The sequence below is a fragment of the Pedobacter changchengzhani genome, from assembly GCF_004354365.1.
GTDB lineage: Bacteria > Bacteroidota > Bacteroidia > Sphingobacteriales > Sphingobacteriaceae > Pedobacter > Pedobacter changchengzhani.
In genome coordinates this window covers 103,080-116,638 of the sequence record NZ_SJCY01000007.1, presented here as the reverse complement: position 1 = coordinate 116,638, position 13,559 = coordinate 103,080, and the positions used below count along the sequence as shown (strand labels likewise).

The window sequence follows — 13,559 nt, the reverse complement described above, 5'->3', positions numbered from 1 at the left end:
AAAGAAATCAGAATTAAATTAATAACGCAATTTGTTAATTAAATTGATTTTTGAGATTTGATCATTTTAACTAGTGTGTGTTTTTTACACTAACTAAGGGGGTTTTTCGTACTAAAATTGCCTTCATTTACTTGATAAGCAAATAAATGTATAATTTAAAATGATAAAAATGTTATTTTTTTTTTATAACTTCGGACTAAATAAAATTTACAAGAAATGAGTTTAAAAGGCTATAAAGGCGTAATTTACGGAGATGCCGTTCAAGAATTATTTGAGCAGGCTAAAAAGCACCAGTTTGCACTACCTGCAGTAAACATTACTGGTACAAATACAGTTAATGCTGTTTTAGAAACTGCTAAGGCTGTAAATTCGCCTGTTATGATTCAATTATCAAATGGTGGTGCGCAGTTTTACGCTGGCAAATCATTGGATAACGAGAAGTTGCAAGCATGTATTTTAGGTGCTGTATCTGCTGCCAAGCATGTACACTTATTGGCAGAGCATTACGGTGTTGCTGTGGTTTTACATACCGACCATGCGGCTAAAAAGTTATTACCTTGGATTGATGGACTTTTGGATCACGGAGAGAAATTCTTCGCAGAAACAGGAAAACCTTTGTTTTCATCGCACATGTTGGATTTATCGGAAGAACCGATTGAAGAGAACATGGAAATATCTGCTAAATATTTAGCACGTATGGCTAAAATGAATATGACCATCGAAATTGAATTGGGCGTTACCGGTGGAGAAGAAGATGGTGTAGATAATAGCGATGTTGACAGTTCAAAATTATATACTCAACCAAGTGAAGTGGCGTATGCTTACGAAGAATTGAGCAAAGTTTCGCCACGTTTTACTGTTGCGGCGGCTTTTGGAAATGTACACGGTGTTTACAAGCCTGGAAACGTTAAACTTCAGCCTGTAATTTTGAAAAATTCTCAAGATTTTATTAAGGAGAAATTTAACTTAACCGCAGAGAAGCCAATTAACTTTGTGTTTCACGGTGGTTCTGGTTCCTCTCAAGAAGAAATTAGAGAAGCAATTTCTTATGGCGCAATTAAAATGAATATTGATACCGATATGCAATGGGCATTTTGGGAAGGTATTTTAGAATATTATAAAAAGAATGAAGCTTATCTTCAAGGTCAGATTGGTAATCCTGATGGCGATGATAAACCGAATAAAAAGTATTACGACCCACGTGTTTGGTTACGCAAAGCGGAAGAAACTTTTGTTAAACGTTTAACAGTTGCTTTTGAAGATTTGAATTGTATAAATGCAAATGATAAGTTATAACAAGGTTGAAAATGTTGGAAAGTTACAAAGTTGAAATGTTGTTTAATAACTTCAACTTATAATACAAAATAGCATTTAGCAATTTTTTAAACAAAAGCGCCATGAGTATAAAAACTTATGGCGCTTTTGTTTGTTTAATTATTTACATTTAGGTGCATAATTTAACAACATTATTTGATTGGTTTTTACAAGAAATTAATCCAATATTCGTTTACAACTACAGTGTTTAATCATATTGCTTAGAAAAATATAAAACAATGAGTTTATTGGTCCAAAAAGTAAATCATCCAGAAGATTTAGAGAAAGTATTTGCTATTCGTAAAGTTGTTTTTGTAGAGGAGCAGGCCTGTCCGCCCGAGTTGGAATGGGAACATGAAGATGAATCTGTCCATTTTTTAGCAACCATTTCTGGCAAACCCTGTGGTGCGTGCCGTTGGCGTAAAACAGAAGATGGCTACAAGATGGAGCGTTTTGCTGTGCTGAAAGAATTTCGCGGTCAAGGCGTTGGTAGGGCATTAATCGCCGAGGCTTTATCTGATATACCGGAAGATGCTCATTATATTTACCTTAACTCGCAATTAAATGCCGTTAGCTTATATGCTAAATTTGGCTTTAATGTAGTGGGCGAGCAGTTCGAAGAAGCTGGCATTCAACACTATAAAATGGTTAAGAAAATTTAGCTTTTACGGCGCTATTTTACAAAATTTGTTATGTAGCGCTTGTCGAAATACTTAAGAGATTTTCAACAAGCGCTACATAACTATTTAGCTGTGCAAAAAGGCTATTAAATTTAATTAATGGCTTGGGCCATCTGCATTAACGCGTTTTATTTGTGCACCCAAAGCACGTAAACGTGTATCAATATCTTGGTAACCACGTTCTATTTGCTCAATGTTGTAAATGGTCGATTTGCCTTCGGCAGATAGCGCTGCAATTAACAATGAAACGCCAGCTCTAATATCGGGCGAAGTCATGCTAATTCCACGTAACTTATATTTCTTATCAATTCCGTTTACAGTTGCACGATGTGGATCGCAAAGTATAATTTGTGCACCCATATCAATTAGTTTATCCACAAAGAACAAACGGCTTTCAAACATCTTTTGATGAATTAACAAATTGCCTTTTGCTTGGGTAGCCACAACTAAAACAATACTTAACAAATCGGGTGTAAAGCCAGGCCATGGAGAATCAGAAATGGTTAAAATTGATCCATCGATAAAAGTATCAATTTCATAATGTTTTTGAGCAGGAATATAAATATCGTCGCCTCGGCGTTCTAATTTTATCCCCAGTTTTTTAAAAACTTCAGGAATTACGCCAAGTTCGTCATAACAAACATCTTTAATCGTAATTTCAGATTCTGTCATGGCAGCTAAGCCAATAAATGATCCAATTTCAATCATATCGGGCAACATTCTATGTGCTGTACCGCCTAAAACTTTAACGCCTTCTATCGTTAATAAATTAGAGCCAATACCAGAAATTTTTGCACCCATACGGTTCAACATCTTACAAAGCTGTTGTAAATAAGGTTCGCAAGCGGCGTTGTAAATTGTAGTAATCCCTTTGGCTAAAACAGCAGCCATAACAATATTTGCTGTTCCCGTAACCGATGCTTCATCTAATAAAATATATGCACCTTTCAAATCGGTAGCATCTACATTAAAAAATGCCTTTTTACTGTCATAAACAAACTTTGCACCAAGTTTCTCAAACCCAATAAAGTGCGTATCTAATCTTCTACGGCCAATTTTATCGCCACCTGGTTTTGGTATTGCTGCTTTACCGAAACGCGCTAACAAGGGCCCAACAATCATAATCGAGCCACGTAAACCACCACCTTTTGCTTTAAAAGTATCAGATTCGAAAAAGGTTAAATCTATGTTTTTAGCTTCAAAAGAATAAGTGTCTTTATTTATTCTTTCTACAATAACACCTAAATCGCCAAGCAATTCAATAAGCTTATTTACATCCTTAATATCAGGAATATTGCTAATTGTTATTTTTTGATCGGTAAGTAAAACAGCCGATAAAATTTGCAAAGCTTCGTTTTTTGCGCCCTGAGGGGTTATTTCGCCTTTTAATTTTATGCCACCTGTTATTTCAAATGCATTCATATATGTTAGTATTTAATCCCAAAGGGGATGCCTTTGGCATATTGAGTAATTAGATTGGGTATTGCTGTTTTAACTTTATGCCTTTTACCTTTAACCTTTAATATTTCGGTTTATTGTTGTTATTACTTCTACCACGATTATTACTGTTGCTATTGTTGTTGTTTTGGCGATTTTTTCCGTTGTTGTTGTTTGTATTGCTTCTACCGCGATTGTTGTTGTTATTTTGACGTGGATTTTGTGCTCTAAACTCAACTTTAGCTAAATTTACACCTTCATCAAGAGATAGCAAACCGCCAGACAGATATTTTAAATCTTTAATAATGGTATCATCGCTTACATTGTCTTTATTCCAAGTAACGTACGACATTTTCATGAAGTTAGCAATGCTTTGCACCATCGCCTTTTTCTGCTCTTGATTTTCTTCAAGCATGGCTTTTTCGATAAGCGTTTCAACCGTTTTACCGTAATGTTTATACGTTATTCTTTGTTGTGGATAGGCTAGAGGCTGTGGTTTAACATAGGCATTCTCAATCAAAGGTTTTGGGTACGGACTGTCAACATCTATCTGATAACCAGAAATGATGTGTAAATGGTCCCAAAGTTTATGCTTAAAATCAGCAACATCTCTTAAGTGTGGTTGCAAAAACCCCATAAGGTCTATCACTGCTTGTGCATATTTATTACGTTCTTCTATGGTTGGTAATTCGCAAATATACTTTACCATATTTTGAACATTGCGGCCATATTCTGATAAAATTAAATGGCTACGCGTAGTATTATAATCAAAATTCATTGTGTACAGATAAATTAATGGATAAATCACCTGGCGATACGAATTATGAAATAACCAGAGGAGATTAGGTTATGAATTCATCGAAATGTCTATTGCCAGCTTTCGTTTTGTATCCAAAGGTAATAAAGAAAACGCTAATCTTACAATAAAATTGAAGATTAGCGTGTATTAAATATTTATCGAAATGATCTTAAACGCATTTACGAAATTAGATACGATGAGAAATAGCTATTTCAAGGCAAACGCTTTTAAAATTCTCTTATTTTGGTGTGTTGTTGAATTTTTGGCTAAAGCCTGTTTCAAATTCTATTTAATCCCTTGGCTGAAGCAAAGGGCTATAAGTTTTTTTTATTACGATCGGTTTTAAGGCCGAATTTATGTTAAAAATATTGGTGGCTTTAGCCAAAATATTTGAAAACGTTCGCCCTGACAACTATTTACTGTATTTAATTTTTATTACATTGAATGAATAAGGCTTTAACGTGTAATTTAAATTTTTCCCTTTAAGACTTTTTGTTGTTTCAACAGGGCTAACCGCCTTTGGTTTTTCCATCGAATTTGATTCAATTAAATTTCCATTCGCAATTTCTTGAATTTGAGCTGTTTTTTTAAATTTCTTATTTCCAGCAATTTCAAAATCTGCCTGTTGAGTTTTGTTTGAACTGTTTACAATTTTAATAATCAGTTCTTTTTTAGTTTCATCCAATACGGAAGAAGCATATAGTCCATCCTGACCAACAATTTTCTCGTTGTTTAATGTTATTGGCGTTACATCTGTTCCTTTATTTATCGAAAATAATTTTTGAACGTAAAAATCTGGCGAGCCATAGATATTCAAATTATCTACCCAAATTAAATCTGGTGACCATTGAAAAGCATTAATATGTGCAAATAAAGGCGCGTAAGATGCCATTTCAACCACATCTGCATTTCTTTCCAAGCCCGTCATAAAAGCTGCGGCTGCTAAAGCACTTTGCCAATTGTTTCTTTTAACGCCCGAAGCTTCTGCACCAGAATGTACGGCATATTCACCTGCAAAAACTTTTGAGCCAGTCCGTGGATAATTGTCATATCTGCCTGCATTTTTCAAAAACCATTCTGCAGAACGATAATAATGTTCGTCAATAAATGCAGGATCAATTGCTCTAAGTTCTTTGTTCAAATAATCAAATTGTCGTCCGTCAGCATCCGTTCCCGCACTGCTTATAACTTTAATATTTGGATATTTTTTACCGATTGCAGCTGTAAACATTTTTAGGCGTTCTACATACTGTGGGCCGAAGTTTTCATTACCAATGCCCAACATTTTTAAGTTGAATGGTTTTGGATGCCCCATTTCTGCACGTTTTTTACCCCAAGTTGTTTCTACAGCTCCATTGGCAAATTCTATTAAATCTAACGCATCTTGTACGTAAGGGCCTAATTCGCTAAGCGAAACTACTTCCGCTGTATTGTACTGGCATGCCATACCCGCATTCAAAATAGGAAGTGGTTCTGCACCAATATCTTCAGACAGTTGAAAATATTCGAAAAATCCTAAACCAAATGTTTGAAAATAATCGGGTGTTTGGCGATTTGGAACTTCGAGATTCCAGCGGTTTAATAGCAGTTTCCTGTCTTCTATTGGGCCGATTGTGTTTTTCCATTGGTAACGATTTGCCATGTCCCTTCCTTCAACAATACATCCACCGGGAAAGCGAATAAAACCAGGCTTCATATCCTCTAAAGTTTTAACCATATCGGCACGCAATCCATTTGGTCTATTTTTCCAAGTATCGCCCGGAAATAAAGAAATCATATCTAAATCTATTTGTCCGCTGCCTTTAAATACGATCGACAGTTTACCTTTCATCGAAGTTTCGGTGGCAACAAAACTTAATTTTTCTTTCAGCCAATCTTTTGATGATGGTTTGGGTGTAAAATCTGTTTTGCCAATTTCTTTACCAGCTTCATCAAGTAAGCTGATTACCATCGTTATGCCTGGCTGTTGGAGTCTGTATGATAAAGAAAAGTCGTAACGTAAACCTTTTTTTATGCCCATTCCTCTGAAACCTTTATTAATCAATTGAACATCATCATTTTCTTTTGTTATTTGTAAATAACGCGGATTTGAAGGGTTTTTCTCATATTGATTTAGAACGAGGATTTCTCCGTCTTTTTGTTTTTTAGTATTTACATCCCAACCCATTAATGGCTCTGGAAATTCAAATGATCTATTTTTTACCAATTCGGCATAAATGCCTCCATCAGCTCCAAAATTTATATCTTCAAAAAAAACGCCCCACATGTTTGGTTGAACTTTGGCAAGTGTTTTATCTGCATTAATTTTGATGATTTTTGTGGTTTGAGCAGTTACTGTAAAAACAGAAAACAGCAAAATTAATGAAGTAGTAATATAACCTATCGGTGAAATTTTTACATTTAAATTTAATGTCATAATAGAGATTTTTGATTTTTATGATCTCAAACATAATAATTTATAATTAAATAAACGTTAATTTAACGATTAATTTTTATTTCATAAATAACATTAAAATAATTGGAATTTTAGGTTAATAAAATGATTAATCTCAGTTCGATAGTTGAATGATTGGAATAGATTTACTTTTTTATACAGCGCTGTGGTTAAGGGAAACGATTTTAGGTATTTTGGCTAAAGCCAATAATATTCTCACAATAGTAGAGCCAATAGAAACCCGATAGCTATAGTTAAGGGAAACGATTTTAGTTATTTTGGCTAAAGCCAACAATATTCTCAATTAAATATTCGTTGGTTAAAACCGAGGGCGATAGTAAATTTGACAGGAAGCTGTCTCAAAAGCGGTTAAGTAAAAGCTAATTCAACTTTAAAAAGAGAATATCATTATTTAGATTGCAGGATTACTCTTACTGATTCATTTTTTACTCTAACTTTTATCCACTTTTCTAAGCGTACTTTTTCTTTTGATAACATCTTTTTTTGTACTTCTGCCGTAAACAAAGTTATCGTATCTTTTTTAGTGCTATCCAACCTGTTTACAATCACATTATTAAGACTAAAAGTATTAATCAACGGGAATAAAATATTTAATTCTGAAGAAACATCGGGCAGAACGCGTTGGAGTTTATTGGGTTTTAGCGAATCAATTTTTACGGTATCTCTTTTAAAAACGTCTTCCATTATACTGGCTTTGATTTGAGAGAAATCAATTTCCTGTTTGGCATTTAATCCTTGTCTAATCTTAAGTTTTGTTCCTAAAAGCTTGTAGTTTTTCAGTTTTTTTTCTATCCTTTTTATGGTGCTATCTGTAAGCTCAACGCCAATAAGTAATAGATCAATTTCTTTCAATTCTGAGCTGTATTTGAAGTTTTTATTTATAACTTGAGTATTTTGGAAAGCGAAATTCTCTTTCACGAATTTTTGTGCGTTATTTTCAAAAATACTTTTTTCTACTATGCCGTAAGCCAAGTAAATGCTTGGTATAATGGTAATTAAAACCAAGATGAGTATATATTTAGAAACTCTTTTCTCTGTGTTACGATCTGCAAAACGCTTCTTATTAAAATTTAAAAACCTAACGATTAAATAGGTAGATATGCATATAAAAAGACTATTTATAAAGTATAGATAAATTGCACCCAAGAAAAAATACCAATTACCCATTGCAATTCCATAGCCAGCTGTACAAAGCGGTGGCATTAAGGCGGTGGCAATGGCAACACCAGGGATTACATTGCCTTTTTCTCTGCTTGTAACGGCAATAATGCCTGCAAGTCCGCCAGCAAATGCAATAAAAACATCCCAAATTGATGGCGTTGTTCTGGCAAGTAACTCGCTTTGCGCATCGTGTAAAGGCGTAATGTAGAAGTATAAAGTAGATGTTGCAATACCAATAATGGTGGCAACGAGTAAATTTCGTCCACCTTTTTTTACCAATTCGAAATCGTTGGTTCCAATTCCTAAACCTATACCCATAATCGGGCCCATTAGGGGAGAGATAAGCATTGCACCAATTACTACAGCTGTAGAATTTACATTTAGGCCGATGGAAGCAATTATGATTGCAAATATGAGGATCCAGAGTTTATCTCTAACAAATACCGAATTGTTTAAAATAGAGGATACAACTTCTATCTCATCTGATTTAACTAAATGTAGGCTAAACCGCCTGCGCAAAAATATTGTTAATGGCTCTAATAAACCTCTCTTTTTAATAATCATCTACCTTTCATTAAATGCAACTGTTCTTAAAACATAAATACAGCCAATACAAATATGATAATTTATAAGCAATAGCATTATAAAATATCAATGTACAATTTTTGAGGAGTAATAAATAGCGAAATTTAAGGTCTAATTATCTCAACTTGCAAATTATTTAGGTTTTCATCAATTTGGAGTTGACAAGATAAGCGGAAACCATCTTCGAGTATGCCATGTTTTTTTAATGTAGTTTGTTCGTTTCTGTCGAAAGTTGTGAGTGGATGATGTTGATTTTTAATTTGTACCAAACAGGTGGCGCATTTTCCCATACCTAAACAATCTCCAAAATCATCTGGCGAAATTCTATCGAAAATTAAGGCCATTAAACTTCGATATTCATTAGGAAAGGTTTCCACCTCGTGTAAAAAGCCTTCATAATCTATTTTAATTTTAACGACGTCTGTTCTTTTCATTTTTTTTATCCAAAATTGATTGGGGAATCAACGTTCAAAATTTTTAATTTGCTAACGCGATTTATACCTTGTGTTTGGGTCATAAATTCTGCACAAGCGAAGCCAAATTTTACGACAAAAAAAATATAATGGGGTGTAATGCCTCACTCAAATATAGTTTTTAGCCTTATCGCATAATTAGCCTTTTCCATCGTAGGATGAGTTTACTTCGGAAGGAAACACGTTTAGCCTTCAAAACAATTTTTAAAACCATTTAATTATACAATTACTCGTGATGAGCCACCTCGCATCGCTTTGAGTTTACTTAGAAACATAAGCGCCATAGTTTCTGCTCTTTTTTTAGTATTAACCGCCATTTCGCCTTCAAAATTTTCATCAATAGTGGCATAGAAGAGCGAAATCCAGCGTTCAAAATGTTCTTCGCTGATGGGTAACGGTGCATGTTTGGCAAAAGGGTTTCCAACAAAACCAGCCACACCAAATAATACTGCATTCCAAAAACTGTACATCTTTTCTAAATGTGGTGTCCAATCAAGTATTACATTATTAAAAATTTCGCCAATTAAATCATCTTTTTGCACTTTACCGTAAAATTGATTTACAAATAGCATAATATCATCCAGCCCTTCAATATCTTTCTTTCTCGCCATATTATTTAATTGTTATTTTGTAAAAAGTTCTACAGCTGATGAGGTAAAGAAAAAGTACGCACTCCACGCCACGAATAGTATTAACAATATAAATATCCAAAATGGGATACTTTGTGGCGTTTCGCTACCTTCTATCAAGAAATTTTTCGAATCTCCTTTTCCGTAGGCGTTAACCATTAGTGGTATTATACCATCTACAACTGCATTTTCTTTTATGCCTTCGATAGATATGGCTGGACCATTACGCACCTCGAACGGCACATGCCTAACACCTTCTTTCCCGGTAGGATCTTTACTCACAATTTTAAGCGTATGCTTACCATCAATCAGTTTTGTGGTATCTAATTCGAAATTTACAGGTGCAACAAGTTCTGCAATAGGTTGGGTATCTTCATCAATAAAGATGTATATTTTACTTCGAGCTTCCATTTTAATCTATATTAAGAATAAATTGCTTAATGTGGTTTTGTCTTTTTTCGCCTGGATTAATTAACCATTTAATTGAGAAGAAGAGGGTAATAATTACGATTAAAACAGTTATCCCAATAATAATATAGTCGGTAAAACCATCTGGTCCACCACCGTGCGTAAGTCCTTGAAATAGTTTAGGCTGCTGTTTTTCGCAAGCCGGACAACCGAATGCAGAAATGATAAAAAAGCACATCGAAATGGTTGTTGCTATAAATACTTTAATTTTCATAATTTCTTATTTAGCTTTTACTTTAACTTTTTCCATTAATTTTTTAACCTCATCAACCGTTACTTTTTTAGCACTATTGCCCCAACTTGTACGTTCATGGTTCATAATTGCAGAAATTTCTTCGGCTTTTAATCGGTTATTTGTACCAATTGGAGGCATTGCAGGATAGCCCTCTTTCTCTCTTCCGGTGTAGCCATTCATGATGATGTTAACAAGTAATTCTGGATCTTCGGCAGTTACTACTTTGCTACCTTTTAGCGGCGGAAATGCACCTTTTAAACCTTCGCCATTTTGTTGGTGGCAACTTTGGCAGTTATTTGTGTATAACATTCCGCCGTTAAGTTCTTTGGTTGCACCCGGTTTAGCATCACTTTCTTCGCCAACTTTACCGTAAAGAAAAGCAGGTTGAGGAGATGCACTTGGCAACTTAGTTTGTTTTAACGACTGTAAATAGGCCAATAATTCTAGCGCCTCTGCTTTCGCGATTACTTTTCCTTTTCTACCACCTAAATACTCTTCGGGGATATTTACTACTACATCGCCCGGTTGGGCTTTATCTTTTATCTCAAACATCCATGGATAAGCAGGCATAATGGATTCTTTGATCAAAATACGTGGATTAAATAAATGTGGCAATTGCCATTCTTTACTAGGTTGGCGTGTACCAATACTGGTTAAATCTGGTCCTGTACGTTCGGTACCCATTAACGTTGCCGTATTTCGCCAAAAATCGGTACGGTGTATATCTGCATAATCCGCAGCAATGCTCGGGCGCTCGCCCCAAACTTTATCCATATCTACATTTCTTACCTGCTGGGTATGGCAACCCACGCAACCATTTGCAATAAAAACACCTTTTCCTTTAATTGCCATATCGCTAAGCGGTACTGCCATTGGTAAGGGTGCATTGTTGCTTTGATTGTTAAGTGCAGGGATTATACAAACCAAAAGTGTTAATCCTGCGAAAAGCAGAAAGGCAGTAATAAATAATTTGGTGTGGTTATTAAAAAATTCCATGTTAATTTAATTGAAATTATAAACTGTTTTCTGAATGTGCAGTGTTTTCATTAAGCTTTTGTATAGCAACTTCACTTGCATTAATAGTTGTAGTACCGGTAAGCATTTTATAAAAATTATAGGCAAAAAAGATGTGAGATAACCACATTAAACTTCCGCCAATTGCTCTCCATAGCCAATAAGGCGCCATAAATACAACGGTATCAATAAAAGGTTTTTTATCAACCCACATCATTCCTCTAAGTGTGCTGCCGTACATTAATGGTACCGTATAAATCAACAAACCAATCAGGGCGAGCCAAAAATGTGCGCCAACGGTAATTTGCGGTGCTTCCTTTCCGGTTAACCTCGGTACTACCGCATAAATTCCTGCCCAAAGGAAAAAACAAATAATGCCATACATGGTTAAATGGGAGTGGGCAACCGTAAAATCGGTAAAGTGCCAAATTAAATTGGTCGATCTAAAAGCTTCTGCTGTGCCTTGTAAAGAGCCAGTAAAATAAAATATAATCCCGATTATAAAAAATGGCAACGTATAACTTGATGGGATTTTGTACCAAGAACCTTTAAAGGTGAGCAAGAAATTTGTTGTACCTGCTGCAACCGGAATTACCATACCCATACTGCCCACAATAGCTGTAGTTTGCAACCACCAAGGTATAGAACTGAATACGAAATGGTGCGTACCAATTACGGTGTAGAATAAAATCTGCGTCCAAAAGGCTAAAATGCCTAAACTGTAGGAATAAATAGGTTTGTTAAGTTGTTGAGGTAAGAAATAATAAACCACACCCAACATAAACAACATAAACCACATTCCTACGCCTTGGTGCATGTAATAACCTTGTATAATGGTTTCGCCCAATCCATCCTGCCAAGTTGGAATATAAGCCACAAAAGAAATTACAATGGCAAAAATTACCGATGCTACGATATACCAATTGGAAATGTAAATTTCTTTGGTTGTTCTTTGCGCAATGGTGCCGATAAAGTTAATTAACGTAAGTATTAAGCCAATACCGAACATTAGCATAACTGGCCAAATGTATTCTCGGTATTCGCCACCACCATTATTAATGCCAGACATTAAACAGATTGTACCGAGCACTACGGTAATATTAATAAGGATGAGCGTATACCATCCCATTTTTATACTTTTAAGCGGTGCGTTGCTTACGCGAGGAACCACGTAATAGCCTAAACCCAACATCCCTAAAGATGCCCAACCCCAAAATACGGCATTGGTGTGTACTGGCCTTAACCTACCGAAACTTAAAAAGCTTAATTGATCTACATCTGGCGCAACGAACTTAATGCCCAAATATTCGCCAACTGTTGTTCCAAAAATGAGCCAAAAGGCTGCTGTGCCGATAAACCATAAAATAAGTTTTGCAAGGGCAGGATCAATCGGCGGACGTTTTATTGCTCGCTTTTTTAACGAAACAACTGGTAAATCTGCCTCAATATCCACTTGTTGTAACAAACCTTTGGTATCTTCTGCAGTAATATTGCCAGATAATTCACGGTGACTTAACTTGTAATCTAATGCTTCCTGTCTTTTCTTTAATGATTTTTTAAGTTCATCTTTATCTTCATTGTCAATGATATCGATAAGCTCATCAGCGTCTTCCGAGGCTTGCTTAAGTTGATATTGTTTAAACAGATTATTGGTTTTGCTAATCATTAACCAAATGCCAACAATTACTGGGATAAGGAGCAACACTAATGTTATAATTATGCCACCTTCTGTCCATATTCCTCCTGTTGATGCTGTTGTTTGAGAAAAACTCTGTTCACCAGAAAACATCAGAAATAGAAAAGCTGTTAACCCCAAAATACCAGTTTTATTGATTTTAGATTTTTCCTCGTCTTTATTACCAAGATAATTTAGGAAAACCTCTATTTGGTTGGAATTAAGGGTGTTAATATATTCCTTTAAATCTGGATGATTTTTTTTAAGGGCTGTTTGCCTCGCTAGCTTCTGTGTGTTCATTATTTTTCGATAAAGTGATAAAGCAATAACTAACACGGATAAGATGACCAAAAATGCAACAATGAGCAACAGCGAAGTTATGCCTGATGGCGCAACGAGTAGGTGCGATTGGGGTGCCATAAATAAATAAGCGTTTACCATAATGTATATTTATTTCTTTTTAAATTTTTATTATTCCGACTGCTAATAGTCGTTATTTTTGATGATGAGGTTTATATTGGTGTTTATTTAAGCGAAATTTAGCACTTTTAACTAACCAAAAACATTCTTAATTCAACTATCGTTAAATATAATAAAATGATGATATTGAATTAAGAAGTGTATCATATTTGTT

The 13,559-nt window shown here is 35.0% G+C and carries 12 protein-coding genes; 2 read left to right on the top strand and 10 right to left on the bottom strand.

Annotation, left to right across the window (positions count from 1 at the left end):
* Positions 1-216: 216 nt before the first annotated feature.
* Positions 217-1,296 carry a class II fructose-bisphosphate aldolase gene (gene fbaA / locus EZJ43_RS11160; protein WP_133262799.1) on the top strand — a complete coding sequence of 360 codons (1,080 nt, stop codon included), beginning with the start codon at positions 217-219 and terminating at the stop codon, positions 1,294-1,296.
* 257 nt (positions 1,297-1,553) lie between these two features.
* Positions 1,554-1,976 (top strand): GNAT family N-acetyltransferase, encoded by a 423-nt coding sequence (locus EZJ43_RS11155; RefSeq protein ID WP_133262798.1) that lies wholly within the window; start codon positions 1,554-1,556, stop codon positions 1,974-1,976.
* 114 nt (positions 1,977-2,090) lie between these two features.
* Here the strand turns inward: EZJ43_RS11155 and murA are convergent, their stop codons facing one another.
* From murA to EZJ43_RS11105, 10 genes are all read right to left on the bottom strand, one after another.
* On the bottom strand, positions 2,091-3,416 hold the full coding sequence (gene murA / locus EZJ43_RS11150; protein ID WP_133262797.1) for a UDP-N-acetylglucosamine 1-carboxyvinyltransferase: 1,326 nt from the start codon (positions 3,414-3,416) through the stop codon (positions 2,091-2,093).
* 97 nt (positions 3,417-3,513) lie between these two features.
* Positions 3,514-4,209 (bottom strand): DUF4290 domain-containing protein, encoded by a 696-nt coding sequence (locus tag EZJ43_RS11145; protein WP_133262796.1) that lies wholly within the window; start codon positions 4,207-4,209, stop codon positions 3,514-3,516.
* Positions 4,210-4,642: 433 nt separating this feature from the next.
* Positions 4,643-6,646: an alpha-L-arabinofuranosidase C-terminal domain-containing protein gene (locus EZJ43_RS11140; RefSeq protein WP_133262795.1), complete on the bottom strand. Its 2,004-nt coding sequence runs from the start codon at positions 6,644-6,646 to the stop codon at positions 4,643-4,645.
* Between the two features lie 426 nt (positions 6,647-7,072).
* On the bottom strand, positions 7,073-8,410 hold the full coding sequence (locus EZJ43_RS11135; protein WP_133262794.1) for a TIGR00341 family protein: 1,338 nt from the start codon (positions 8,408-8,410) through the stop codon (positions 7,073-7,075).
* Positions 8,411-8,535: 125 nt separating this feature from the next.
* The gene (locus tag EZJ43_RS11130; RefSeq protein WP_133262793.1) at positions 8,536-8,865 is read right to left on the bottom strand and encodes a 2Fe-2S iron-sulfur cluster-binding protein; all 330 of its coding nucleotides are present in this window, start codon (positions 8,863-8,865) and stop codon (positions 8,536-8,538) included.
* Between the two features lie 257 nt (positions 8,866-9,122).
* Positions 9,123-9,515: a group III truncated hemoglobin gene (locus EZJ43_RS11125; RefSeq protein WP_133262792.1), complete on the bottom strand. Its 393-nt coding sequence runs from the start codon at positions 9,513-9,515 to the stop codon at positions 9,123-9,125.
* Positions 9,516-9,527: 12 nt separating this feature from the next.
* Positions 9,528-9,944 carry a cytochrome C gene (locus EZJ43_RS11120; RefSeq protein WP_133262791.1) on the bottom strand — a complete coding sequence of 139 codons (417 nt, stop codon included), beginning with the start codon at positions 9,942-9,944 and terminating at the stop codon, positions 9,528-9,530.
* 1 nt (position 9,945) lies between these two features.
* On the bottom strand, positions 9,946-10,215 hold the full coding sequence (locus tag EZJ43_RS11115; protein WP_133262790.1) for a hypothetical protein: 270 nt from the start codon (positions 10,213-10,215) through the stop codon (positions 9,946-9,948).
* A gap of 6 nt (positions 10,216-10,221) precedes the next feature.
* Positions 10,222-11,232, bottom strand: a complete 1,011-nt coding sequence (locus EZJ43_RS11110) for a cbb3-type cytochrome c oxidase subunit II (protein ID WP_133262789.1) — start codon at positions 11,230-11,232, stop codon at positions 10,222-10,224.
* A gap of 16 nt (positions 11,233-11,248) precedes the next feature.
* Positions 11,249-13,366, bottom strand: coding sequence for a cbb3-type cytochrome c oxidase subunit I (locus tag EZJ43_RS11105; protein ID WP_133262788.1), 2,118 nt, complete (start codon positions 13,364-13,366; stop codon positions 11,249-11,251).
* Positions 13,367-13,559 lie beyond the last annotated feature (193 nt).

Excerpts from the sequence above, each read along its gene's own strand:
- EZJ43_RS11120 (WP_133262791.1), bottom strand. The coding sequence starts at position 9,944 with ATGGAAGCTCGAAGTAAAATATACATCTTTATTGATGAAGATACCCAA.
- fbaA (WP_133262799.1), top strand. The coding sequence starts at position 217 with ATGAGTTTAAAAGGCTATAAAGGCGTAATTTACGGAGATGCCGTTCAA.
- murA (WP_133262797.1), bottom strand. The coding sequence starts at position 3,416 with ATGAATGCATTTGAAATAACAGGTGGCATAAAATTAAAAGGCGAAATA.
- EZJ43_RS11140 (WP_133262795.1), bottom strand. The coding sequence starts at position 6,646 with ATGACATTAAATTTAAATGTAAAAATTTCACCGATAGGTTATATTACT.
- EZJ43_RS11105 (WP_133262788.1), bottom strand. The coding sequence starts at position 13,366 with ATGGTAAACGCTTATTTATTTATGGCACCCCAATCGCACCTACTCGTT.
- EZJ43_RS11155 (WP_133262798.1), top strand. The coding sequence starts at position 1,554 with ATGAGTTTATTGGTCCAAAAAGTAAATCATCCAGAAGATTTAGAGAAA.
- EZJ43_RS11135 (WP_133262794.1), bottom strand. The coding sequence starts at position 8,410 with ATGATTATTAAAAAGAGAGGTTTATTAGAGCCATTAACAATATTTTTG.
- EZJ43_RS11145 (WP_133262796.1), bottom strand. The coding sequence starts at position 4,209 with ATGAATTTTGATTATAATACTACGCGTAGCCATTTAATTTTATCAGAA.
- EZJ43_RS11110 (WP_133262789.1), bottom strand. The coding sequence starts at position 11,232 with ATGGAATTTTTTAATAACCACACCAAATTATTTATTACTGCCTTTCTG.
- EZJ43_RS11130 (WP_133262793.1), bottom strand. The coding sequence starts at position 8,865 with ATGAAAAGAACAGACGTCGTTAAAATTAAAATAGATTATGAAGGCTTT.
- EZJ43_RS11125 (WP_133262792.1), bottom strand. The coding sequence starts at position 9,515 with ATGGCGAGAAAGAAAGATATTGAAGGGCTGGATGATATTATGCTATTT.
- EZJ43_RS11115 (WP_133262790.1), bottom strand. The coding sequence starts at position 10,215 with ATGAAAATTAAAGTATTTATAGCAACAACCATTTCGATGTGCTTTTTT.